This window comes from Micromonospora humidisoli, assembly GCF_016900955.1.
GTDB classification, from domain to species: domain Bacteria; phylum Actinomycetota; class Actinomycetes; order Mycobacteriales; family Micromonosporaceae; genus Micromonospora; species Micromonospora wenchangensis.
The window spans coordinates 45,311-70,237 of sequence record NZ_JAFEUO010000006.1; the positions used below are offsets into that span (position 1 = coordinate 45,311).

A 24,927-nucleotide genomic window follows, 5' to 3' on the forward strand; every position below is an offset into this window, starting at 1 on the left:
CGGGGCGGCGGGCTCCCGGGAGGTGAGCGGGCGTGCGCGCAGCGCATCGGCGGACGACACATCCTTGACGGCGTCTGATTGTTGCGTTGACAATTCCAGCCTGTTAACGCTCACAACGCCGAGGAATCCCCCATGCCCTCCGCAGTTCCCCGGAACCCCCACCCCACCCCCACCCCCCACCGCACCCGTACGGTCGTCGCCGCCACCGTGCTCACCCTCCTCGCCGCGCTGGCCCCCGCCACCGCGGCCCCGGCCGCCGCCGCCGACGTCACCGACGGGCTGCTGCTGCGCTACGACCTCGACCAGCGCACCGGCACCACCGTCGTCGACACCTCCGGCCACGGCAACGACGGCACCCTGGTCGGCGGCGGCACCTGGACCGGCACCGACGGGCTGCTGCTCGACGGCGTCGACGACCACGTCAAACTGCCTGACAACCTGCTGGCCGGCCGCTCCTCGCTCACCGTGGCGGTGGACGTCCTGGTCGACCCGGCCCAGCAGACCCCGTACTTCCTGTGGGGCCTGGGCAACCCGGCCACCTCCGCCACCGGCACCGGCTACCTGTTCGCCAGCGGCGACGCGTTCCGCGCCGGCATCACCACCACCAACTGGGCCGGCGAGAAGGTCACCGGCACCGGCGGCAACCTGACCCGGGGGGTGTGGAAGTCGGTCGTCTACACCCAGACCGGCACCACCGGCACCCTCTACGCCGACGGCGTGCAGGTGGCCCGCAACACCGCCGTCACCGTGCCGCCCAGCGCCGTCGGCAACGGCGTCACCACCGCCAACAACCTGGGCCGGTCGAACTACGCCACCGACCGGTTCCTCAAGGGACGGGTGGCGAACTTCCGGATCTACGACCGCGCCCTCACCGCCGCCGAGGTCGCGGTGGTCGCGCAACCCGGGGAGTCCGACCAGACCCGGGCCGAGGCGGCCGCCGCCGCGCTGACCCTGGTGCACGCCGACGACGTGCGTGGCAACCTGACCATGCCCACCACCGGCCGCTACGACGCGACGGTCCGCTGGCGTTCGGCCCGACCGGAGGTGGTCACCGCCGACGGCGTGGTGCGTCGTCCCGCGCACGGCGCGGGCGACACGACGGTGCCGGTGACCGCCACGGTCACCGTCGGCGCCGCCACCGTCGAGCGGACCATCACGCTGACCGTCCGTGAGCTGCCGGCCCCCGCGCCGTACGCCGGCTACGCGTTCAGCTACTTCACCGGCAACTCGATCGCCGGTGAGAAGATCTACTTCGCCGCCAGCCGGGGCAACAACGCCCTGCAGTGGACGGAGGTCAACGGCGGCCAGCCGAAACTGGAGTCCACCCACGGCACGCTGGGGCTGCGCGACCCGTTCCTGATCCGCAGCCCGGAGGGGGACCGGTTCTTCCTGATCGCCACCGACCTGTCGATCGGCCGTAACGGCGACTGGGACGCCGCCCAGCGCCGGGGCAGCCGCTACCTGGAGGTGTGGGAGTCCACCGACCTGGTCAACTGGTCGGCGCAGCGGCACGTCGAGGTCTCCCCGCCGACCGCCGGCAACACCTGGGCGCCGGAGGCGTACTGGGACGCCGAGCGCGGCGAGTACCTGGTCTTCTGGGCCTCGAAGCTGTTCGCCGAGAACGACCCCGACCACACCGGCAACACGTACAACCGGATGCTGGCCGCCACCACCCGCGACTTCGTCACGTTCAGCCCGGCGACCATCTGGCAGGACCGGGGCGAGTCGCGGATCGACTCCACGATGATCCGCGAGGGCGACACCTACTACCGGTTCACCAAGGACGAGGGCGGCGGCGGCACCGGCTGTTCCGACATCATCCAGGAGAAGTCCCCCTCGCTGACCGCCGTGGACCTGCCCGGAAAGCCTTCGTGGACGATGCTCGACTCGTGCATCGGCCGTGACGCCGGCACCTCCGCGGTGGAGGGACCCACCGTGTTCAAGGCCAACCCCGGCGACACCTCCGGCTCGCGGTACTACCTGTTCGTCGACGAGTACGGCGGCCGGGGCTACATCCCGCTGGGCACCGACGATTTGGCCAGGCCGAACTGGAAGGTGCCGGCGTCCTACCGGCTGCCGGCCAGCCCCCGGCACGGCACCGTCATCCCGGTCACCCGCGCCGAACTCGACGCGCTCACCGACGCCCCACCCCCGGTGGCGGCCAACGCCGACGGGGTGGTGGCCCACTACCGGCTCGACCAGGCCGGCGGCGGCACGGTCACCGACGACTCCGGCAACGGCCACCACGCCACCCTGGCCGGTGACGCCCGCTGGGACGCCGGCAGCCTCACCCTCGGCGGCACCAACGGCCACGTCGACCTGCCCGACAACATCATGTCCGGACTGGACGAGATCACCGTGTCGATGGACGTGAACATCGCCGCCGACCAGGCCACCCCGTACTTCGTGTGGGGGCTCGGCAACACCGACGCAGGCGGCGTCGGCAACGGCTACCTGTTCACCACCGGCAACGACTACCGCACCTCGATCAGCCTGGGCAACTGGACCGGCGAACAGACCGTCACCGGCGGCCGGGCGCTGCCCCGAGGGGTGTGGAAGACCCTGACGTACACCCTGAACCGGGCCGGCACCGCCCGGATCTACCTGGACGGGGTGCGGGTGGCCGAGAAGACCGGGCTGACCGTCGCGCCCGGCGACATCGGCGGCGGCCGGACCACCGCCAACTACCTGGGCCGCTCCCAGTACGCCAGCGACCGCTACCTCAAGGGCCGCATCCGCGACTTCTCCCTCTACAACCGGGCGCTCAGCGACGCCGAGGTGGCCGCGTTGGGCAGCAACGGCACCAGCGTCGTCGCCGTCGAACTCGACAGCCTCAAGGTGCCGGCCATCGTGGACGCCGCCAGCGGCACAATCACCCTGCCGGTCCGGCCGGGCACCGACCTGACCAGCCTCGCCCCGCGCTACCTGGTCGCGCCCACCTCGACGGTCAGGCCCGCCGGGCCGCGTAACTACACCCGACCGGTGACGGTCACCGTCACCAGCGCCGCCGGGGCCAGCCGGGCCTGGACGGTGCGGGCGGTGCCGATGAACACCCCGGTGCTGCCCGGCTTCACCGCCGACCCGAACATCGTCCGGTTCGGCGACACCTACTACATCTACGGCACCACCGACGGCTTCCCCGGCTGGGGCAGCTCGACGTTCACCGTGTGGTCCAGCCGCAACCTGGTCGACTGGACCGGCCACGACACCATTCTCGACCTCGGGCCGGACGTCAGCTGGGCGGACACCAACGCCTGGGCGCCGGCCGCGATCGAGAAGAACGGGAAGTACTACCTGTACTTCTCGGCCCAGCAGAACATCGGCGTCGCGGTGGCCGACTCGCCACTCGGGCCGTTCGTCGACCCGCTCGGCCGGCCCCTGGTGAGCAAGGCCGACTACGGCAACGCCCAGCAGATCGACCCGGCCGTCTTCACCGACGACGACGGGAAGAGCTACCTGTACTGGGGCAACGGCACCCCGTACGTGGTCCCGCTCAACGACGACATGATCTCCTACGACGTCGCCCGGCGGGTCCGGCTGACCGGCCTCACCGACTTCCGCGAGGGCCTGTTCCTGCACAAGCGCAACGGGGTGTACTACCTCTCCTGGTCGATCGACGACACCGGCAGCGAGAACTACCGGGTCGGCTACGGCACCGGCGTCAGCCCGCTCGGGCCGTTCACCAGCCGGGGGGAGATCCTCGGCAAGGACCCGGCCCAGGGCATCCTGGGCACCGGGCACCACTCGATCGTCCAGGTGCCCGGCACCGACGACTGGTACGTGGCGTACCACCGGTTCGCCATCCCGGGTGGCGACGGCACCCACCGGGAGACCACCATCGACCGGTTGTACTTCGCCACCGACGGCACCATCACGCCGGTGGTGCCCACGCTCAGCGGCGTCGAGCCGCTGCGCTACCGGGGCGGGCAGCCCCGGCTGCGGATCACGGACCCGGGCACCGACGGCTGGTACGGCGCGAACGCCGCCCTCACCCTGGCCCACGGCGAGCTGATCAGGCTGGTGGAGTACCAGATCGACGGGGGCGGCTGGTTCCCGTACCGGGAGCCGGTGGCCCTGCCCGCCGGCCGGCACACGATCGAGTACCGGGCCCAGGGGGTCAACCTGCTCTGGAGCACACCCTGGGCGACGTCGGTGCAGGTGGACGGGGTCGCCCCGACCGCCGGGGCGACGCTTGTCGACCGGACGCTCGTGGTCACCGGCCGGGACGCCGACTCCGGGGTGGCCCGGGTGGAGTACCGGCTCGACGGTGGGGAGTGGACCACCTGGACCGGGCCGGTGCCGCTGGACGACCTGGCCCACGGGGTCCGTTACCGCGCGGTCGACGTGGCCGGCAACGTCGGCGAGGTGGCCGTGCTGCGGGTGCCGGCGGTCCGGTAGCCGCGGCCGGACGCGCCGCCCGACCATGTGTCGGGCGGCGCGTCCGCGTCCCGGGGTCGCCGGTCCGCGGTCACCGCGAACCGCCGACCGAGGTCACTTGCGCTCTGCCGACCAGGTCCCGGTCTGGCCGGTGGGGGTGGACATGGTGCCCTTCATGGTGGTGCCGTCGACCGTGGCGAGGTAGGTGGCGGTGCCGATGAGCCAACTCGCGGTCGGCGGCGTGCTGGTGTACGGCCCGGAGATCACGTTCCCGTTGGAGTCGGTGAGATAGACCCGCCCGTCGGTCTTGAACGTCCAGGGCTCGCTGACCTCGCAGGTGAAGTTCTTCCAGCAGTAGGTGACCTTCCAGACGCCCAGCGGACTGGAGATGACCACGGGAAGGGACCAGCCCGGGTCGTCGGCGACCTTGTCGAACCACGTCCGGGGCGCCCAGTTCCAGGACGGCTGGGCGGGGAAGCGCACCCCGTACGCGGTCAGGATGCGGTAGGTGTGGTCCATGCAGTTGTTGGTGGCCGCCGCGTAGCCGCCGCCGCTGACCGCGAGGGCCTCGGCCGCCGCGGCGGCCGGCTGCCGGCTGGCCACGGTGGTGCAGGTGTACTCGTCGTACCCGCGTGTCTTCATCGCGTTGACCATCGAGGTGAACGAGCCCGACTCCTTCCAGTAGCCGATGTCGCCGCCGGCCGGCACGTACGGGCTGCTGCTCGGGTTCTCGGTCGCCCCGTAGGTGTACGTCGTGGTCGACGACTGGTAGCCCCAGCCGGTGTGGCCCAACCCGTGGGCCCCGCTGACCCGGACGAACACGCACGCCTTGCCGGCCACCGCCGGAACGGGTGTCGCGGCGGCCGGTGTCACCGCCGCGAGGGCCGCGCCCAGGGCCAGTACGAGGGCCGCCAGCAGGGCCGCGCCCCGGGCGGGCCAGCCGCCGGGCCGCATAGTCGATGGTCGCATCATCAGGTCTCCGTCCACAGGGGTGGGAATCGATGCGCCTGACCGTAGGCACGGGCGGCGGCGGGCACATCGGACCACGGGCCGCCCGCCGGGTCCGCCCACGGTACGAGGGGCCGCCCTACCGGGGTGGCGTCCGGCCGGCGACCAGCCCGTGTTCGTAGGCGAAGATGACCGCCTGGACCCGGTCGCGCAGCCCGAGCTTGGCGAAGATCGCGCCGATGTGGGTCTTGACGGTCCGCTCGCCGACCCGCAGCTCCCGCGCGAGCTCCGCGTTGGTCAGCCCGGCCGCCACCAGACCCAGTACCTGCCGTTCGCGGGGGGTCAACCGTGACAGCGCTGGCGGCGCCGGTCGGGCCCGGCCGAGCAGGTGGCCGAAACTGTCGATCAGACGACGGGTGACCTGCGGTGAGAGCACCGCCTCCCCGGCGGCGACGCTGCGGATCGCCCGGACGAGGTCCTCCGACGGGCCGTCCTTGAGCAGGAAGCCACTGGCCCCGGCGTGCAATGCGGCGGCGACGTACTCGTCGAGCCCGAAGGTGCTCAGGATCAGCACCCGGGTCGTCGCCAGTTCCGGGAGAGCGGTGATCAGCCGGGTGGCCTCGATCCCGTCGACCCGGGGCATCCGGATGTCCATCACCAGCACGTCGGGGCGCAGCCGACGGGCCAGCAGCAGCGCGCCCGCACCGTCGTCCCCGGTGCCGACGACAGTGATGCCGGGCTCGGCGTCGAGCATCGCCGCGAACGCGTCACGCAGCAGCGGCTGGTCGTCGACGACGACGACCCGTACCGCCGCCGGCCCGCCGGCCTCCGGGTGGCCGTCAGCCATGGCCGGCGCTCCCGTCCGACGGGGTCGGCAGCGGCAGGTGGGCGACGACCTCGAAGCCCCCCGGCGGGGTCGGCCCGGCCCGCACCGTGCCGCCCAGTTGGGTCACCCGGTCCCGCATCCCGGCCAGTCCCCGTCCGGTGCCGGGGTCGGGCGGGAGCGGCCCGGGGACCGCCGGCTCGTCGACGACCCGGATGGTGAGCCGGCCCGGCTCGTACGCGAGGGTGAGCCCCACCCGGGCCTGCGGCCCGGCGTGCCGCAGCGTGTTGGTCAGCGCCTCTTGCACGACGCGGTAGGCCGGCGCGGCGACCGCGGGCGGCAGCGGAACCGGTACGCCGCGGGTGCGCAGGTCCACGCAGAGCCCGGCGGCCCGGGTCCGGTCGAGCAGGCCGGCGAGATCGGCGTCGAGCACCGGCTGCGGGGCCGGTTCCACGTCGATCACCGCGAGCATCCGCCGCATCTCCGTCATCGCCTGCCGGCCGGTGGCGCAGATCGACTCCAGGGTTCCCGCCGTCCGGGGCGACAGGGTCGACGCCTCCCCGCGCCGGGTGGTGTCCGCCTGCACCACCATCAGGGTGACGTGGTGCGAGACGACGTCGTGCAGGTCCCGGGCCAGCCGCAGGCGCTCCGCGGCGGCGGCCTCCCGGACCAGGCTCTCCCGCTGCTGGGTCAGCCGCGCCTCGCGCTCGCGGACGGTCGCGACGCGCGCCTCGGCGCCCCGCCGGTGCTGGTTGCCCAACGCCCAGACGATGGCGAACAACACGTAGTTGCGGAGCACCTCCTCGGGGTGGGCCACGTCGAGGCCGGGCAGCAGGGCGGTGGGCACCACCAGCAGGGCGACGCCGTTGGCGGTCCGGGCGACGGGTGCGGGAGACAGCGCGCCGACCGTCCACACGGCGATGAGGACCGCGAGGAAGTCGGGGACCGCGGTGCCGGTCAGCGGCCGGTGCAGCACCGTCACCAGCGAGACGACCGCCAGCACGGTCGCCGGCCGACGCCGCCGCAGGGCCAGGGGTACGGTGCCGGCGACGACCAGCAGCACGGCCACCGGGTCGGGTGGCCAGCGGGCGCCGACGCCGATGAAACCCAACCGGGGCACGGCCAGCGCCAACAGGAACAGGGCCAGGACCGTGTCGGTCACGTCGGGATGCCGGCCGAGCCACGCCCACCACCGTGTTGTCGACCTCGACAGCCGGGCCACGGTGACGGGCCGGCCCAGCGGTGTACGTCGCACCCGACCATGATGCGTCAGGAGCGTGGGGGTGTCGCCGCCCTGGGCGCGGTGCCCGCACCCGTCGTTCCGGGCCGGGGCACGATGCGACTTTGTCATCTCACATGCCGGTTGGCAGGGTGGACAGGCGTCCGGACACCTCCCGTTCGACAGATGTCGATGCGCCGGAAGTCCGTTCATGATGTCGGACCCGCGCCCGGTGGATCTCCTCCGCGCCGGCCACCCAGCGTGCCGCAGTCGTCAGGCCGGTGGCGTCCCCGGCGGCGTGGGGCCCGGGACCGTCGGCGTTGTGGGCAACCGGCTCCCCGGGGTGGCCCGGGGTCGGCCCGGCGGCGGCCGGATCGCGGCCGGCGAGCAGCCGCGACCACCTGTGGACCTGGCCGGCCCAGGAGTCACCAGCCGGCAGCAGGTGCAGGTGGAAGCGGGGGTGGCGGGTCAACCAGCCCCGGACCGCCGGGGCGTCGTGCACCGCCGGGTCGTCGGCGACCAGGTGCACCTCCAGGTCGACGGGCACCGCCCGGTCCACCGTCACCAGGAACCGCCGGTACGCCCCGGCGTGCCGGGGCCGGTCCGGGTCGGCCCCGGCGGTGGCCACGAGCTGCTCCGGCCGGGGCGCTGCGGGCACCGGCCGGTACCCCGGTGGCGGGCCGGCGGCCGGCGGCCCACCACCCCGATCGACCGGGTGGCCGGTCGCCGGCCGGTCGTCGCGGGGGGTGGCGCACAGCGCCAGGGTCCGCCCCGGATGCTGGCGGTAGAGCCCGACCAGGGCCACCACCCGGGCGACGAACCCCGGGTCGGTGGCCAGGGTCAGGCCGTCCTGGAGGTGGGGGCGCAGGTCGAACCGACGCCAGATCCGACCGACCGTGGACGCCGACAGCCCGCTGTACGTGGCCATCGATGCCCGGGACCAGCGTCGCGCCGGGGCGGGGGTGGCGTCGAGGGTGGCCGCGACCACCCCGTCCACCTGCTCCGGCCGGACCGAGCGGGGCCGGCCGGCACGCGGGTCGTCGGCGAGCCCCGGCAGCCGCGTGGCGGCGAACCGGGAACGCCATTTTCCGACCGTCGCTGGTGAAACGTTCAACCGGGTCGCGACCTCGATATTCGTGGCCCCCTCGGCGCAGGCCAAAACGATTCGGCAGCGAATGGCGAACGACTGTGTCGAGTGTGCCGCGCGGGCCCCCTTCGTGAGCTGTTCCCGTTCCTCGTCGGTGAGCACCAGCCTGGCCTTCGGTCGCCCCTTCCCCATGCCACGATCCTATCCGGATATGACATGGACTATTGGCGTGTGACGATGGTGGGAGCGCTTGCCGCCGATTGCCCGGACGCTTGCCCTGGACGGTTCACGACGCGACTGAGTATGGTCCCGACGAGTCCCGGACTTGGGGGAAGGGACCGCTACCGCAACGTTGCCGTGGCCCGTGTGGTGATCTGACATGGGGGGACCGCTTCAGTGACCACGACCGATCTGCACGAGAACATGACGTCGATCTGCGCCGAAGTCCTCCACCGGGCCACCGTCGGCCCTGACGACGACCTCGTCGAGCTCGGCATGGACTCGGTGGGCGCGGTGGAGATCGTGACCCGGGTCGAGGCGGCGTACGGGGTGGACGTGGTCGACGTCATCTTCGACACGCCCACGGTCAACCGGCTCTGCGCGGTCGTGGAATCCGCCGCCGTCCGCGACGAGTCGCATGCCTAGTCCGCTGGCCGAGCCGAACCTCACCGACACGGCGAACCTGCTGGACCTCGTCACCCAGGCCGCGGCGGCCTACGGCGACGACCCGTACCTGCTCCCGGCGGAACCCGGGGGCCGGGAGATCAGCTTCACCGACGTGCTGACCTTCACCCGGGGCTGCGCGGCGCTGCTCGACGAGCACCGGGTGCCGCCGGGCGGCCGGGTGGCCGTGGTGCTGCACAACTCGTCACTGGCCGCGCTGCTGTTCCTCGGCGTCATCGCCGCCGGGCGGATGCTGGTGCCGCTGAACCCGAAGTCCGGCCCGGCCGAACTGGACACCCTGCTCGCCCACGCCGACGTCGCGTTGGTGCTTGGCCCGTCGGCGACGGCCGCGAAGGCGTCGCCGGGCCGGCGCTGGCTGACCGTGGACGACGCGGAGGGGTTCCTCGCCACGGTCCTCGACCGGGGTGTCGCCTACCGGGGGGAACTGGTCGCGCCGCCGGACGGCGGGGCGGCCGACGCCGAGATCGTCTACACCTCGGGTTCCACCGGCGCGGCCAAGGGCGTCGTGCTGTCGCACCGCGCCCTGCTGGCCAACTCGCTGGCGATGGTGAAGTGGGCCGACGCGGGCCGCGACGACGTCTACCTCAACGTCATCCCGATGCTGCACGTCGGCGGGCAGGGCCTGCCCACGCTGACCCCGCTGTGGTCCGGCGGGCGCACGGTCTGCGTCCGCTCGGAGGTGGCGCTGGCCCGGTTCTGGAACTACGTGGACCGGCACCGCCCGACCTGGACCCTGGTGGTCAACGCCTACCTCGCACACCTGGTCGAGCGACCGCAGCGGCCGGCCGACAGCCGGCTCAAGGGCGTCCTCGCCGGGGGCTCGGCGCTCAGCCCCGACCTGATCCACCGGTTCGAGAGCACCTTCGGCATCCCGGTGTTCCAGGTGTACGGGATGACCGAGATGACCTCGCTGACCGTGGTGGAACCCCGGGACCGCCGGCCGGGGGACCGGCGCACCGCCGGCCTGCCGGTGCCGTTCGCCCAGGTCCGGGTCGTCGACGGGGACGGCCTGGACGTCGCGCCGGGGGAGAGCGGGGAGGTCCTGCTGCGCGGCCCGAGCATCTTCACCCGGTACGAGGCCGCGCCCGAGTTGACCGCCGGCCGGCTGGTCGACGGCTGGGTGCGCAGCGGCGACCTCGGCCACCTCGACGACCGTGGCGAACTGACCATCGTGGACCGGATGGACAGCATGGTCATCGTCAGCGGCGAGAACGTCTACCCGGCCGAGATCGAGAACGTCGTGCCGCAGCTCGCCGGGATCGCCGACGCGGTGGTCGCCGCGCTGCCGCACCCGGTGACCGGGGTGGAGCTGGTGCTGGTCTACACCCTGCTGCCCGGTGCGGTCGCCCGGGAGGACGAATGGCGTGCGCTGCTGCTCAAGCAGCTCAGCGCGTTCAAGGTGCCGCGCCGGTTCGTCCCGCTGGCGCAGCTCGGGGTCGACAGTTTTCCGCGTACCCCGCTCGGCAAGATCCAGCGGTCGGACGTGCGGGGGCTGGCGGTCAAGAACCTGACCTGAGTCACCGTCGGTGACGGACGAGGAGGAACGGGGGGATTTGCCAGGAGATCGGTCCACCGGGGGCACCTCCGGGTCCGTCGTCGTACCGGGTAAGTGTCGGTGCCCCCTTTTCCCTAATTTGCGAGTGTCAATGCCAACAGGAGGCGAGCTGCGTTATGCCGGTGGAGATCTTTGACGACGAAGAAGTGGTGGTACGTACCCCCGACGAGCTGAAGCGCATGCCCCGGGCCTACCAGAAGGCGCTGATCAGCCAGATCATGATCAACACGGAGGGTGAACTCTCCGGCGGAGACGACTACACCATGATGTTCCTGCCGCTGGCGCCCAACGCCGAGGAGCGTCAGGTGTGCGCGGAACGGGCCGCCGAGGAGTACGACCACTACAAGATCGGTAAGCGGGTGCTGGCCGAGATCGGCATCGACACCTCGCACATGGAGTCCCAGTCCATCGAGGAGCGTCGGCTCTTCGCCGACAAGCGGCTGCACCAGTGCACCACCTGGGCCGAGCGCGGGATCTACTCGTACATCGGCGAGGAGAGCGCGCTGATCATGATCAAGGAGTTCGCCCAGGGCAGCTACAAGCCGTGGGCGGACGCGGTCCGGACGATCATCCTGGACGAGAAGATCCACATCGCGCACGGGGCCCGGGTCTGCCGCAACCTCGCCGCCACCGAGGAGGGCCGCGAGCAGTTGCAGGCCGCGCTGGACCGGCTCTGGCCGGTCTTCCGTGACCTGTTCGGCACCCCGGAGTCCGAACGGTCCAAGCGGGCGGTCCGCTACGGCCTGCGCCGCACCACCAACGGTGAGGCGTTGCAGCAGTGGGAGAACACCGTCATCCCCCGGATCCACGCGCTGGGGCTCGTCGTCCCCGCCGTGACCACCTGAGAGGACGCCCCGCCCATGCCCACCCCCATCGCGATCAATCCCCGTCCGCTGTCCCGGCGGGAGGCCAAGGTCCGCCTGGCGTCCCTGCTGGCCGACCGGCCCGACCTGGCCGCGCGGTTGCAGGTCGTACGGGACATGGGCCGCCGGGTCAGCGCGACCGAGGTGCACCTCACCACCACCTGCAACATCCGGTGCAAGGGGTGCTGGTACTTCGAGGGCGGCTTCGACGCGGCCGTCCCGGAGACCTCCGACCCGGCGCTGATCTCCCGGTTCGTGGACTCGCTCGTGGCCCGGGGCGTCACCCAGGCGACCCTGATCGGCGGCGAGCCGACCCTGGTGCTGCCCCGGGTCGTGCCGTTCGTCGAGCGGCTGCCGTACGTGACCATCTCCACCAACGGCATCCGGCCGCTGCCCATGGTCGGCTTCGAGCAGGTCGCGGTCGCCATCAGCCTGTTCGGTGGCGGCCCGCTCGACGACGCGCTGCGCGGCTACCGGGTCAACGGCTCGTCGTTCTCCGGCCTCTTCGAGACCGCCCTCGGGCACTACCGCAACGACCCCCGGGTGATCTTCGTGTACGCCCTGTCGGAGGAGGGCCTGCAGTACGTCGAGCCGACCGTGCGGGCCATCCAGGACAACGGCAACCAGGTCACCTTCAACTTCTACTCCGCCCACGGCAGCGACCACGCCCTGCGGATCGAGAACGAGCAGCGCACCCTCGCCGAGGCGCTACGGGTCAAACAGGCGTACCCGGAGACGGTGGTCTGCCACCCCTACTTCATCGAGTCGCTGATCACCGGCCGCACCCACTGGGACGGCCAGTTCGGCTACGACGTCTGCCCCAGCATCAGCGTGGACCACCCGGACCACGCCGAGCGGATCCGCAACGGCAACCCGGTCCTGGACGGCTTCGCCGTCTACGGCGCCGACTACCAGACCCTCCAGTTCTGCTGCACCTCCGGCAACTGCGCGGACTGCCGGGACAGCCAGGGCGTCTACAGCTGGCTGCTGGTCAGCATGAACCGGTTCCTCGACGACACCGGCCGGCTGGAGACCTGGCTGGAGCTGGCCGAGAGCTACTGGCGTCAGTGGTACTGGGCGCAACGGCACCACACCAACTTCGCCCGCCGCGCCCCGTTGACGGCCTGACCGATTCCCCTGCGAGACAAGGAGCACCCGGATGTCCTCACCATCGACCGAGATCACCGCCCCCGCCGTCGAGGAGCGCCTACGCGCCGAACTGATCGACCTCGGCGTCGAGGACGACGCGATCAGCACCGACGCCAAGTTCGACGCCCTGGACATCGACTCGCTCGACGTCGCCGACCTGATGGCCATGGTCGTCAAGGAGTACGGGGTGGAGATCCCGCGCAGCGAACTCGCGGACGTCACCATCGGTCAACTCGTCGAGCGGATCGTGGCGGGCGCGTCGAGTTGAGCTCGTTGCTGAGCCTGGACAAGCGCACCTACCTGGTCACCGGGGTCCTCAACAACGAGTCCATCGCCTGGCACGTGGCGGCGGCCCTGCAACGCGAGGGTTGCGAGGTCATCCTCACCTCGTACGGGCGGGTCGGCCGGATCACCCGCCGGGTGGCCGAGCTGCTGCCGTCCCGCCCCGAGGTGCTCGACCTGGACGTGATGTCCGACGCGAGCGTCGAGGAGCTGGCGGAGCGGATCGGCAGCCGGTGGGGCCAGCTCGACGGGGTGCTGCACAGCATCGCCGCCGCCCCGCCGGACGCGTTGGGGGCCGGGTTCGTCACCGCTGCGGCCGGCGGGGTGCTCGACGGGTTCCGCGCCTCGGCGTACTCGTTCCAGCAGCTCACCACCGCGCTGTCGCCGCTGCTGAGCCAGGCCCCCGGCGGTGGCGCGGTGGTCGGGCTGACCGTCGACTCGACCCGGGCGCTGCCCGGATACGGGTGGATGGGGGTCTACAAGTCGGCGCTGGAGGCGGTCTGCCGCTACCTGGCGATGCACCTCGGCCCGACCGGGATCCGGGTCAACCTGGTCGCCGCCGGGCCGGTCGAGACCGTGTCGGCGCGCGGGGTACGCACCTTCTCCGCTCTGGCCGACCAGTACGAGCAGTGGGCACCGCTGGGCTGGGACCGGGCCGACCCGGCCCGGGTGGTCGGTGCGGTGCTGTTCCTGCTGTCGGACCTGTCCCGGTACACCACCGGGCAGGTGGTGCACGCCGACGGCGGCATGCACGCCGTCTTCGGCGGCGTCCCGGCCCCCGGCCCGGCTGCCACCCCCGGCCCCGCTGCGGAGCCGGGGCCGGGGCCGGACCCGGCTCCGGCGACACCGCCGCCACCAGACACCGCCGGCTGACACACACTGCGGGGAGGGACTGTGCGTCTCGTCATCAAGGGCACGGCCGAGCCACTCGTGGGCGAGTTCGACGTCCCGGCGTCGAAGTACCACGCGCACCGGGCGCTGATGCTCGCGTCGCTGGCCGACGGGACCAGTCGCATCCACGGGGCCTGCCACGCCGGCCACGTGCAGCACACCATCCGGGCGTTGCGGGACCTCGGCACGGCCGTCACCGTCGAGGACGACGCGTTCGTGGTCCGTGGCGGCCGGTACCGCCCGGTGCGTCCGGAGGTCTCCGTCGGCAGCTCGGGCACCACGCTCTACTTCCTGACCGGGCTCGCCGCCCTGGCCGCGACCCCGGTCGGCATCACCGGGCAGAAGTACTTCCGGCGGCGGCCGATCCGGCCGCTGCTCGACGCCCTCGCGGGCATCGGCGTGCAGATCACCTCCACCGGCGGGCTGCTGCCGATCCGGGTCGCCGCCCACCCGCCGACCGGTGGCCGGGTGCGGATCCCCGGCACGCTCTCCCAGTGGATCTCCAGCCTGCTGCTGGTCAGCCCGTTCGCCACCGGCCCCACCGTGGTCGAGGTGACGGGCGAGTTCAACGAACGGTCCTACGTCGACCTGACGGTGGCGATGATGCGCCAGTTCGGGCTGCACGTGCAGGTCAGCGCGGACGGCCGCCGGTACGACATCGAACCCGGTCAGCGGCCCACCCCGGCGGTGGTCCGGCTGCCGCCGGACGTCGGTGCCGCCGCGTTCGGCCTGGCCGCGACCGCCCTGCACCCGTCCGACGTGCTGTTCCGGGGGTTGCCGGCGGTCCCCGCCGACCAGCTGGACCACCCGGAGGCGCACCTGCTGGACAGCCTCACCACCATGGGCGTGCCGCTGACCCGCGACCCGGCGACCGGCTGGATCAGGGTGCGCCACGACGGGCTGCGGCTGGCCCCGGTGCGGGTGGACTGCCGAGCGGTGCCCGACATGCTGCCGGTGCTCAGCGTCCTCGGCTCCCACGCGCACGGCACCACGGTGCTCGACCACGTGGCCCACGTACGACTCAAGGAGTCCGACCGGGTCACCGCGATGTTGCAACTCAACCGGATGGGCGGCCGGCTGCGGCTCGACGGCGACCGGCTCGTCTGCGAGGGCGTCGGCCAGTTGCGCGAGGCCGACCTGTCCTCGTTCAACGACCACCGGGTGCTGATGGCGCTGGCGGTGGCCGCCTCCCGGGCCACCGGTGAGAGCCGGCTGACCTACCCGAACGCCCACCGGATCTCCTTCCCGCAGTTCCTCGACCAGATGAACGGCGTCGGCCTCAACATGTCGGTCGACCGGGCCCGCGCCCGCCGGCTGCCCCGGCCCACCGACCCGCGCCCCGCCGGTCGACGGGCGGCCGGTACGACCGGCACCCGTCCGTCGCCGGGCCGCTCCGCCGGCCCGGCCGTGCCGACGGCCGCCCCGCCGACGTCTGCCGAACTGCCCACGCCTGCCGAACTGGCCGCCGTCCCGGTGGCCGAGCTGGTCCGTCGGCACGCGCAGGCACGCGGCGACGACGCGGCCGTGGTCGAGGCGGCCTCTCCCGGCCGGGCCGGGGTCACCACGAGCTGGCGCGACCTGGACCGGGCCGCCGACCGGGCCGCGTCGCTGCTGCGGGAGCTGGGCGTGGGCCCCGGCGACGTGGTCGCCTGGCAGCTGCCCAACTGGTCGGAGTTCGTGGTGCTCACGCTGGCCGCCACCCGGATCGGGGCGGTCTGCTGCCCGCTGATGCCGTTCTTCCGGGAACGGGAGGTGAGCCGGCTGCTACGCCGTTCCCGGGCCCGGGTGCTGGTGGTCCCCGACCGGTTCCGGGGTCGCGCGTACCTCGCCGAGACCGCGGCGATGCTGGCCGGCCCGGACGCCCCGGGCGTGGCCCACGTCCTCGTCGTCGCCGGCCACCCCACCCCGGACGGCCACCCCACCCCGGACGGCCACCCCACCCCGGACGGCCACCCCACCTCGGACGGCCGAGCCCCGGTGGACGGCGCACCCACGCCGGCGGGCACCGCCGGCCTGCCGGCGGACACCACACGCCTACGGTGGCAGTGGTTCGGCCCGGCGCTGGCCCGGCAGCGGCCCGACGACGCGGCGGCCGCCCGCCGGCCCGACCCGGCGGCCCTGGCCCAGCTGATGTTCACCTCCGGCACGTCGGGCGAGCCGAAGGGCGTGCTGCACCGCGTCGACACGCTCACCCGGGCCGCCGCCATGCAGGCCCGGCACCTCGGCCTGACCGCCGCCGACCGGCTGTTCGTCCCGTCACCGCTGGCCCACCAGACCGGTTTCCTGTACGGCATGTGGCTGGGGTTCACCATCGGCGCGCCCGTGGTGCTGCAACCGATCTGGGACGGCCGGACCGCGCTGGAGACGTTGCACCACACCCGGGCCACCTTCGTCCAGGCGGCCACCCCCTTCCTCGCCGACCTCGTCGAGGCGGTGGAGACGGGCGGGCAGCCGCCGCCGGCGCTGCGGGTCTTCGTCGCCACCGGCGCGGCGGTGCCCCGTAACCTCGCCGAGCACGCCACCCGGACCCTCGGCGCGGCGGTCTGCGGGGCCTGGGGCTCGACCGAATCGTGCCTCGGCACGCTCAGCGCGCCGACCGACGCGCCCGCACACGCCTGGGGCACCGACGGACGGGCGCTGCAGGGGGTCCGGGTCAGGGTGACCGACGACGCCGGCACCGTGCTCGGCCCCGGCACGGAGGGCAACTTCGAGGTCGCCGGGGACTGCCTGTTCGCCGGGTACCTCGACCGCCCGGACCTGACCGCGGCGGCGCTCACCCCGGATGGCTGGTACCGCAGCGGCGACCTGGCCACCATCGACGACGCCGGCTACCTGCGGATCACCGGCCGGGTGACCGACGTGATCAACCGGGGCGGCGAGAAGATCCCGGTGGCCGAGGTGGAGCAGCTGCTGCACACCCACCCCGCCGTGCGTGAGGTGGCGATCGTGGCGATGCCCGACCCCCGCCTCGGCGAACGGGCCTGCGCGTTCGTGGTGACCCGCGCGGAACTCACCTTCGCCGGGATGCAGCGGTTCCTCGACGACCACAAGGTCGCCAAGCAGTACTGGCCCGAGCGGCTGGAGACGGTGGCCGCGCTGCCCCGCAACGTGGTCGGCAAGGTGCAGAAGTTCGTGTTGCGTGACCAGATCAGCGCAACGATCGGCGAGGAGGCAGAGTGACCCAGGCCGATGACACGTCGTTCGCGACGTTGGCCCGCGAGGTCGAGGCGTTCGTCCGGGGCCCCGGCGAGGAGTACGCGGCGGCGATCGAACGCGACCGCAACGTCCCCGCGCAGCTCTGGACGGACCTGCGCGACCGGGGCTACCTGCGGCTCGCCGCGCCTGTCGACTACGGCGGGGCCGGCCTGTCCTTCACCCAGTACCTGCACCTGCTCGAACTGTTCTCGATGTCGCACGCCTCGCTGCGGATGATCGTGCACGTCTGCAACGGGGTGTGGCGCTCCATCGACCAGTTCGCCTCCGACGAGCAGCGCAAGAAGTTCGTGCTGCCGCAGGTCGCCGGGGACCTGCGGGTCGCGTTCACGCTCACCGAACCCACCGCCGGCACCGGGGCCGACCTGCGCGCCAGCGTCGTACGCGACGGCGACACCTACCTGCTCAGCGGCGAGAAGCACCTGATCACCTTCGGGGTGAGCTGCGACTACTGGCTGCTGTTCGCCAGGCTCGACGGCAGCACCGGCAAGGACGGCACGGTGGCGCTGATGGTCGACCGGCACGTCGAGGGCGTCCGGGTCGAACCGATGCCCGACACCATGGGCGTACGCGGCACCGACCACGCGCACCTGATCTTCGACCGGGCGCCGGTGCCGGTGGCCAACCGGCTCGGCGGGGAGGGCGACGGATTGGCCGTCGCGCTCGGCGGCTTCCTCACCCCGAGCCGGATCGGCGTCGCGATGACCTGTGTGGGGCTGGCCCGCCGGGCGCAGGAGCTGGCGGTCGAGCACGCCCGCGACCGGGTCACCTTCGGCAAGCCGCTGACCGCCCGGCAGGCGGTGGCGTTCGCGCTCGCCGAGAACGCCGCCGACATCGAGGCCGCCCGGCAGCTCACCCTGCACGCCGCCCGCCGCTGGGAGGCCGGGGAGAGCGACGCCGGGGCGCTGTCCTCGATGGCCAAGCTGGTCGCGGTGGACATGCTGACCCGGGTCACCGACAAGGCGTTGCAGGCGCACGGCGGCATCGGCTACTGGGAGGGCAGCACCATCGAACGGGTCTACCGCGACGCCCGTGCGCAGCGCTTCGAAGAGGGCACCAACGAGATCCAGAAGACCGTGATCGCCCGGGAGATCCTGGCGGCCGGCCGGTGACCGCCTTCCAGGGCCGTACCGCGCTGATCACCGGCAGCTCCCGGGGCATCGGGCGGGCGCTGGCGCTCACCCTGGCCCGGGGCGGCGGCTCGGTGGTGGTCAACTACAAGAAGAACGCCGAACTGGCCGAGCAGGTCCGCAAGGAGATCACTCAGCTCGGCGGGCGGGCCGTCACCGTGGCCGCCGACATGGAGCAACCCGAGGAGATCGAACGGCTCTTCGCGGTGGCCGCGCAGGAGTTCGGCACCCTCGACTACTTCGTGTGCAACGCGGCGGCCAGCTCGTTCAAGAACATCATGGACCTCAAGCCGCACCACCTCGACCGGTCGTACGCGATGAACATGCGCTCGTTCGTGCTCGGCGCGCAGCAGGCGGTGCGGCTGATGCCCGACGGCGGCCGGATCGTCGCGCTGTCCAGCTACGGCAGCATCCGCGCCTACCCGACGTACGCGAACCTGGGCGCGGCCAAGGCGGCGATCGAGTCATGGGTGCGGTACATGGCCGTGGAGTTCGCCGGACGCGGCATCAACGTCAACGCGGTCAACGGCGGCATCATCGAGACCGAGTCGTCAGGCTACTTCTACGACGTGCCCGGGATGGCCCCGCTGTCCGGGGTGCTGCCGCTGATCCCCAAGCAGCGGATGGGCACCGCCCAGGAGGTCGCCGACGTGATCGCCTTCCTGCTCTCCCCGGCCGCCGAGTACGTCACCGGGCAGACCCTGGTGGTCGACGGTGGACTGTCGATCGTCTCACCGCCGTTCAGCCGGGACCTGAGTGGTCCGCTGACATGACGGCCGGACTGGAGCGGGTGCTGCGGCCCGGCCGGATCGGCCGGCTGGTGCTGCCGCACAGGATCGTGATGGGGGCGATGCACCTGGGCTGGGACCACCGCGACGACGGCGGCCGGTCACTGGCCGCGTTCTACCTGGCCCGGGTGCGCGGCGGCGCCGGGTTGATGGTCACCGGCGGCGCGGCGGTCGACCCGGCCGGCGTCGACGTGCCGAGCTCCGGGGTGCTCGACGACACCGCCTTCCGGACCCGGCTGCGCCGGGTCGCGGGGGAGGTCGGCGCGGCCGGCGGTCTGCTCGCCCTCCAGCTCTTCCACGCCGGCCGGTACGCCCGGCCGGCCGCCGGCGGCCCGCACCCGGTCGCCCCGTCGGCGGTGCCCAGCCGGATCTCACCGCTCACCCCGGCCGCGCTGTCCACCGACGCGGTCGCCCGCATCGTCGAAGACTTCGCCCGGGGCGCGTCGCACGCGCGTGACCTCGGGTTCAGCGCCGTGGAGATCATGGGTTCCGAGGGGTACCTGATCGACCAGTTCCTCTCCCCGCTGACCAACCGGCGCGACGACGAGTGGGGCGGCGACCCGCAGCGCCGGATGCGGTTCGGGGTGGCCGTGGTGGCGGCGGTGCGGGCCGCCGTGGGCCCCGACTTCCCGGTCGTGATGCGGATGACCGGCGACGACCTGCTGCCCGGCGGCACGGACCGGGACACCGTGACGGCGTACGCCCGCGCGCTCGCCGCCGCCGGCGCCGACGCGCTCAACGTCGGGGTCGGCTGGCACGAGTCGCCGGTGCCGACGGTGCAGGCGCTGGTGCCGCCGGGGCACTGGGTGCCGGTCGCGGCTGCGGTCAAGGCGGCGGTGGGCGTGTTGCCCGTGCTGGCCAGTAACCGGATCAACCGGCTGGCCCAGGCCGAGGCGGTGCTCGCCGCCACCCCGCTGGACCTGATCTCGATGGCCCGGCCGTTCCTGGCCGACCCGGCCCTGGTCGAGCGCAGCCGCCACGGCCGGCCGGTGAACGTCTGCGTGGCCTGCAACCAGGCGTGCATCGACAGGTCGCTGGTGGGTGCGGCGGTGTCCTGCATGGTCAACCCGATCGTCGGCCGGGAGGCCGACCCGGTGCCGCCGGACGGGCCCCCACCGCGCGTCGACCCGGCGGTGCGGGCCGGGTCGACGCCGGTGGGCGGGCCCCGCACGGTGGCCGTGGTCGGTGCCGGCCCGGCCGGGCTGCGCGCCGCCCACGACCTGGCCCTGGCCGGGCACCGGGTCACGGTCTACGAGGCCGACGGGGAGCCCGGTGGCCAGTTCCGGTTGGCCTGCCGGGTGCCGGGCAAGGCCGACTACGCCGAGGCGATCCGGTTTCTCACCGCCGAGCTGACCCGGCTCGGCGGGCGGCTGCACACCGGCCGGCGGATCACCGACGCCGACGAGGACCTGCTGCGTCGTCACGACGGGGTGATCGTCGCCACCGGGGTGTTGCCGCGCCGCATCGACCTGCCCGGTGACGGGCTGCCGCACGTCCGCGACTACGGCTCGGCCTTCGCCGACGACGCGCTCGGGCGGCGGGTCGTCGTGATCGGCGGCGGCGGCATCGCCGTGGACCTCGCCCACCTGGCCAGCCAGCATCCGGACCGGCAGGTCACCGTCCTGCTGCGCGGCGGGCGGCTCGGCCCCCGGATGGGGCGTTCCACCCGCTGGGCGGTGCTGGCCGAGTTGCGCCACCGGGGGGTCCAGGTGGTGACGGGCGTGCGGGACCTGCGGATCGACCCCGACGCCGTACGCCTGGTCGACGGCACCGCAGCGGCCCGGTCCGTACCCGCCGACACGGTGGTGGTCGCCGCCGGCCAACTGCCCGCCGACGCCCTGGTGCACACCGTACGCCGGGCCGGCGTGTGGCACCGGGTGGTCGGCGGGGCCCGGGACACCACCGGGCTGGACGCGGTCCGGGCGTTCGCCGAGGGACACGACGCCGCGTTGGCGTTCCAGCGGGCCGTGCGGACCCGGCGGGTGGGGGAGCCGGCATGACCGAGGACGCGACGACGGCCGGCGTCGTGGCCGGGGTGGTCCGCCGGACCGCGGTGGACCGGTGGCGCATCGTCACCCTGCTGCCCCGGGCGGGCGTCCCGGCGGTGGCCGCCGCCGTACTGGTGAACCTGCTGCTCGCCGCCGCGCCTGTGCTGTTCGTCGTCGCGACGAGCCGGATGATCGGCTGGCTGCCGCAGGCGGTCCGCGACGGCGTCGAGTCACCGGCCTTCGGGCACCTGGTGACCGCCTTCGTGGTGGCCGCCGGGGCGCTCAGCGCCCAGCAGTTGCTGGCCCAGCTCCAGGTCACCACCGGCCTGCTGGTGCAGCGTCGGATCGACGGCGCGGTGGCCGACGAGCTGATGGCGGCCGCGCTGGGCAGCACCGGCACCGCCCCGCTGGAGGACCAGACGCTGCTCGAACAGCTCACCGAGGCGTCCCGCGAGGTCGAGCACGGCATCCAGAGCCCGGGGGCGGCGGGCGCCGGGATGCTGGCCCTGCTCGCCCGCTACGGGCAACTCCTCGGGTACGCGGTGGTCGTCGGGGCCGCCTTCGCCTGGCCGGCGGGGGTCGGTCTGCTCGTCGCCGTGCTCGCGTTCCGGCACGGCCAACGCGGCGGCCTGCGCCGCTACGCGGCGATCTACGGGTCGGTCGTGGCCCGGGTCCGCCGGTTGACCTACTTCCGGGGCGTGGCGATGGGCGGGCCGGCCGCCAAGGAGATCCGCATCTTCGGGTTGCTGCCGTGGCTGCGTGAGCAGTACCGGCAGGCGTACCTGGACTGGATGCGTCCGGTGTGGGCGCAACGGCGGCGGGTCTACCTGCGGCCGTACTTCCTCTACACGGCCGTCGGGTTGACGGTCCTCGTCGCGGTGCTCGCCGCGCTGGGGCTGGCCGGCGGGCAGGGCCAGGTGGGGCTGACCCGGCTGGCGCTGGTGATCCAGGCGGTGCTGGCGGCGGTGCAGCTCGGCGAGTTCTATCCCGAGGCCGACGTGCAGACCCAGTTCGGCATGAACGCCTACCGGGCCGTCGGCGAGTTCCGGGCCGGGATGCGCGACCGGACGTCCCCCGACGACGGCCCGACCGACGACGATCCGGCCGACGCCGACCCGGAACCGGCGGCGGGTGCGGAGCGCGCCCCGGCGGCGGACATCCGGTTCGAGGGGGTGTCGTTCCGCTACCCGCACGGCGCGACGCCGGTCTTCACCGACCTGGATCTCACCCTGCCGGCGGGGGCCTGCACCGCCATCGTCGGGCTCAACGGAGCGGGCAAGACCACGCTGGTCAAGCTGCTGTCCCGGCTGGCGCTGCCGGACGCGGGCCGGATCACCGTGGGCGGCCGGCCGATCGACGCGCTCCCGGCGGCCCGCTGGCGACGCGACCTCGCCGTCATCTTCCAGGACTACCTGCGGTATGCCACGAGCGCGGCGGACAACATCGCGCTGGGGGCGGTCCGGCACGCCGACGACCGGGACGGCATCCGGGCCGCCGCCGAGGCCGCCGGCATTCTCGCCACCCTCGACGCGCTGCCGCGTGGGTTGGACACCCCGCTGAGCGGGCAGCTGCGCGACGGGGTGGACCTGTCCGGCGGGCAGTGGCAGCGGGTGGCCATCGCACGGGCGTTGTTCGCCCTCCGGCACGGCGCGTCGGTGCTGGTCCTCGACGAGCCGACAGCCAGTCTGGACGTCCGGGCCGAGGCCCGGTTCTTCGACGAGATCATCGCCGCCACCCCGGGGGTCACCACGATCCTGATCTCGCACCGGTTCGCCACCGTCCGCCGGGCGGACCACATCGTCGTGCTGGCCGAGGGGCGGGTGGCCGAGCAGGGCTCGCACGCGGAACTGCTCGACCGGGGCGGCCGGTACGCCAGGCTGTTCACCCTCCAGGCGGAACGCTTCGCCACCCCCGCCGCCGACACCCCGCCGCCGGACCGTTCCGACGCCGGCCCTGCGCCGGACGATCCCGGCACCGGTGCGCCGGTCGACGGACCGGACGGCGGCGCGGTGGACATCGGGTCGACGCGGAGCGTCAGGTGAACCGGGGCGTGCTCTCCGCCGGCTGGGCGCTGTGGCGCACGTCGCTGCGCCAGGACCGGCGCAAGGCGCTCACCGCGCTGGTCCTGGTCGTCGCGGGTGCGGTGGCGTGGCCGCTGGTGGCGGTGCTGCTGCGGGTGCTCTTCGACGCGGTCACCGCCGGCCGGTCGGTCGCCGCGAGTCTCGCCGGGGTGGGCGTGGCGGTCGGCCTGATCGCCGGGTTGACCCTCGGTCACTTCGCCCACATCGCCTACTTCGAACTCGCCGAACTCGACGTCCTGCACGTGCACCAGGAGTTGATGGACGCCACCAACGGCACGCCGGGGATGGCGCATTTCGAGCGGTCCGCGTTCGCCGACAAGATCACTGTGTTGGAGCAGGACGTCGAGCAGCTCCGGGTCGGCCTACAGGCCGTGCTGACCGGCGTCGGCCTGGCCGTGGCGATGGCGTTGACGACGGTGGTGCTGGCCGTGCTCCATCCACTGTTGTTGCTGTTGCCGCTGGCCGCCGTGCCGCCGTTGCTGGCCGGGCGGTGGGCGGAGCGGACGGTGGACCGGGCCCGGGAGGCGGGAGCCGAGTCCACCCGCCGGGCGGCCGGGCTGTTCCGGCTGGCCACCGACGCCGCCGCCGGCAAGGAGCTGCGCATCTTCGGGCTCACCGGGGAGGTGCGGCGGCGGCACCGCGGGCACTGGCAGGACGCCACCCGACGGCTGTGGCGGGCCCAGCTGGTGGCGAGCCTGGTCCGGATGACCGGGCAGTTGGCGTTCGCCGCCGGTTACGTGCTGGCGGTGCTGCTGATCCTGCGCGACGCCGTCGCCGGCCGTCGCGGGGTGGGTGACGTGATCCTGGTCGTGACCATCGCCGCCCAGGTCAACCAGCAGGTCGCCGGAGCGGTGGGGGTGTTGCAGGACCTCCAGCGGCTGCGCAGCGTCTACCACCGGCTCGACGAGGTGCACGACCTGGTCCGCACCGCCGACCGGCACCCGACGCCCGGCGACCCGACGCCCGGTCACACCGCCGCCGGGCCGACCGTCGGTGCCGGGTCGACAGCCGCTCTCGGGTCGGTCGCCGCCGGTGCGCCGCCGGCCCGGCTGCGGGAGGGTATCCGGCTGGCCGGGGTCACGCTGTGCTACCCCGGCGGCGCGGAACCGGTGGTCGACGGTCTCGACCTGCATCTGCCGGCCGGTGCCACGGTCGCCGTGGTCGGCGAGAACGGCGCCGGCAAGACCACAGTGGTCAAGCTGCTCTGCGGCCTGCTGACGCCGACGTCCGGCCGGATCCTCGTCGACGGCGTCGAGCTGGCCGCGTTGTCCCTGCCGGCCTGGCGTGCGCGGATCGCCGCCGGCTTCCAGGACTTCGTCCGCTTCGAGCTGCCGGCCCGGCAGGCCGTGGGCGTCGGAGACCTGCCCCGCCGCGACGACGACCAGGCGGTCCGTACGGCGCTGGGCCGGGCCGGCGCCGACGACCTGGTCGGGCAGCTCGACGAGGGACTGGACACCCCACTGGGCCGCAGCCACACCGACGGGGCGGAACTGTCCGGCGGCCAGTGGCAGAAGCTCGCCCTCGGCCGGGCGTTCATGCGCGACGACCCGCTGCTGGTGGTGCTGGACGAGCCGACCGCCGCGCTCGACGCGGAGGCCGAGTACGCCCTGTTCGCCCGCTACCGCGAGCAGGCGCGGGAGGTGGCCGCCCGGACCGGTGCGATCAGTGTGTTCGTGTCCCACCGGTTCTCCACCGTGCAACTGGCCGACCTGATCGTGGTGCTCGCCGACGGCGCTGTCGCCGAGGCCGGCAGCCACGCCGACCTGCTCGCCGCCGGGGGTCAGTATGCCGAGATGTTCGAGCTCCAGGCCAGGGCGTACCGGTGACCGGCCCCCAACGATTGCGGAGG

General features: G+C 73.4%; 17 protein-coding genes. 13 read left to right on the forward strand and 4 right to left on the reverse strand.

Annotation, left to right across the window (positions count from 1 at the left end):
• Nucleotides 1-132 precede the first annotated feature (132 nt).
• Nucleotides 133-4,398: a family 43 glycosylhydrolase gene (locus tag JQN84_RS21775; protein ID WP_204960387.1), complete on the forward strand. Its 4,266-nt coding sequence runs from the start codon at nt 133-135 to the stop codon at nt 4,396-4,398.
• Between the two features lie 93 nt (nt 4,399-4,491).
• Here JQN84_RS21775 and JQN84_RS21780 read toward each other — a convergent pair whose 3' ends face one another.
• From JQN84_RS21780 to JQN84_RS21795, 4 genes are all read right to left on the reverse strand, one after another.
• Complete coding sequence (locus JQN84_RS21780; RefSeq protein ID WP_204960388.1) at nt 4,492-5,346, reverse strand: hypothetical protein; 855 nt, start codon at nt 5,344-5,346, stop codon at nt 4,492-4,494.
• 118 nt (nt 5,347-5,464) lie between these two features.
• Nucleotides 5,465-6,172, reverse strand: coding sequence for a response regulator (locus JQN84_RS21785; protein WP_204960389.1), 708 nt, complete (start codon nt 6,170-6,172; stop codon nt 5,465-5,467).
• A complete protein-coding gene (locus JQN84_RS31955; protein WP_443673892.1) occupies nt 6,165-7,580 on the reverse strand; it encodes a sensor histidine kinase in 1,416 nt (471 codons plus the stop codon). The genes JQN84_RS21785 and JQN84_RS31955 overlap by 8 nt, the downstream gene beginning before the upstream one ends.
• Nucleotides 7,501-8,646 carry an IS630 family transposase gene (locus tag JQN84_RS21795; protein ID WP_204960391.1) on the reverse strand — a complete coding sequence of 382 codons (1,146 nt, stop codon included), beginning with the start codon at nt 8,644-8,646 and terminating at the stop codon, nt 7,501-7,503. Before JQN84_RS21795 ends, JQN84_RS31955 begins: the two co-directional genes overlap by 80 nt.
• A 204-nt stretch (nt 8,647-8,850) precedes the next feature.
• On the opposite strand from JQN84_RS21795, the gene JQN84_RS21800 reads away from it, so the two are divergent.
• The 12 genes from JQN84_RS21800 to JQN84_RS21855 all read left to right on the forward strand — a co-directional run bounded on the left by JQN84_RS21800 (nt 8,851) and on the right by JQN84_RS21855 (nt 24,904).
• Nucleotides 8,851-9,099 (forward strand): acyl carrier protein, encoded by a 249-nt coding sequence (locus tag JQN84_RS21800; protein WP_204960392.1) that lies wholly within the window; start codon nt 8,851-8,853, stop codon nt 9,097-9,099.
• On the forward strand, nt 9,092-10,654 hold the full coding sequence (locus JQN84_RS21805; protein ID WP_204960393.1) for a class I adenylate-forming enzyme family protein: 1,563 nt from the start codon (nt 9,092-9,094) through the stop codon (nt 10,652-10,654). Before JQN84_RS21800 ends, JQN84_RS21805 begins: the two co-directional genes overlap by 8 nt.
• Before the next feature lie 161 nt (nt 10,655-10,815).
• A complete protein-coding gene (locus JQN84_RS21810; protein ID WP_204960394.1) occupies nt 10,816-11,538 on the forward strand; it encodes a Phenylacetic acid catabolic protein in 723 nt (240 codons plus the stop codon).
• A gap of 15 nt (nt 11,539-11,553) precedes the next feature.
• Nucleotides 11,554-12,684, forward strand: coding sequence for a radical SAM family protein (locus tag JQN84_RS21815; RefSeq protein ID WP_204960395.1), 1,131 nt, complete (start codon nt 11,554-11,556; stop codon nt 12,682-12,684).
• Between the two features lie 31 nt (nt 12,685-12,715).
• Entirely contained in the window at nt 12,716-12,973 is a 258-nt protein-coding gene (locus JQN84_RS21820; protein WP_204960396.1) for an acyl carrier protein, read from the forward strand.
• Nucleotides 12,970-13,860, forward strand: coding sequence for an SDR family oxidoreductase (locus tag JQN84_RS21825; protein ID WP_239485944.1), 891 nt, complete (start codon nt 12,970-12,972; stop codon nt 13,858-13,860). Before JQN84_RS21820 ends, JQN84_RS21825 begins: the two co-directional genes overlap by 4 nt.
• A 21-nt stretch (nt 13,861-13,881) precedes the next feature.
• Nucleotides 13,882-17,058, forward strand: coding sequence for a 3-phosphoshikimate 1-carboxyvinyltransferase (aroA, locus tag JQN84_RS21830; RefSeq protein WP_204960397.1), 3,177 nt, complete (start codon nt 13,882-13,884; stop codon nt 17,056-17,058).
• A complete protein-coding gene (locus tag JQN84_RS21835) occupies nt 17,055-18,203 on the forward strand; it encodes an acyl-CoA dehydrogenase family protein (protein ID WP_204960398.1) in 1,149 nt (382 codons plus the stop codon). Before aroA ends, JQN84_RS21835 begins: the two co-directional genes overlap by 4 nt.
• Nucleotides 18,200-18,994, forward strand: coding sequence for an SDR family oxidoreductase (locus JQN84_RS21840; RefSeq protein ID WP_204960399.1), 795 nt, complete (start codon nt 18,200-18,202; stop codon nt 18,992-18,994). The genes JQN84_RS21835 and JQN84_RS21840 overlap by 4 nt, the downstream gene beginning before the upstream one ends.
• Nucleotides 18,991-21,009 (forward strand): oxidoreductase, encoded by a 2,019-nt coding sequence (locus tag JQN84_RS21845; protein WP_204960400.1) that lies wholly within the window; start codon nt 18,991-18,993, stop codon nt 21,007-21,009. Before JQN84_RS21840 ends, JQN84_RS21845 begins: the two co-directional genes overlap by 4 nt.
• Entirely contained in the window at nt 21,006-23,039 is a 2,034-nt protein-coding gene (locus tag JQN84_RS21850; protein WP_204960401.1) for an ABC transporter ATP-binding protein, read from the forward strand. The genes JQN84_RS21845 and JQN84_RS21850 overlap by 4 nt, the downstream gene beginning before the upstream one ends.
• The gene (locus tag JQN84_RS21855) at nt 23,036-24,904 is read left to right on the forward strand and encodes an ABC transporter ATP-binding protein (protein ID WP_307821389.1); all 1,869 of its coding nucleotides are present in this window, start codon (nt 23,036-23,038) and stop codon (nt 24,902-24,904) included. Before JQN84_RS21850 ends, JQN84_RS21855 begins: the two co-directional genes overlap by 4 nt.
• Nucleotides 24,905-24,927: the final 23 nt, after the last annotated feature.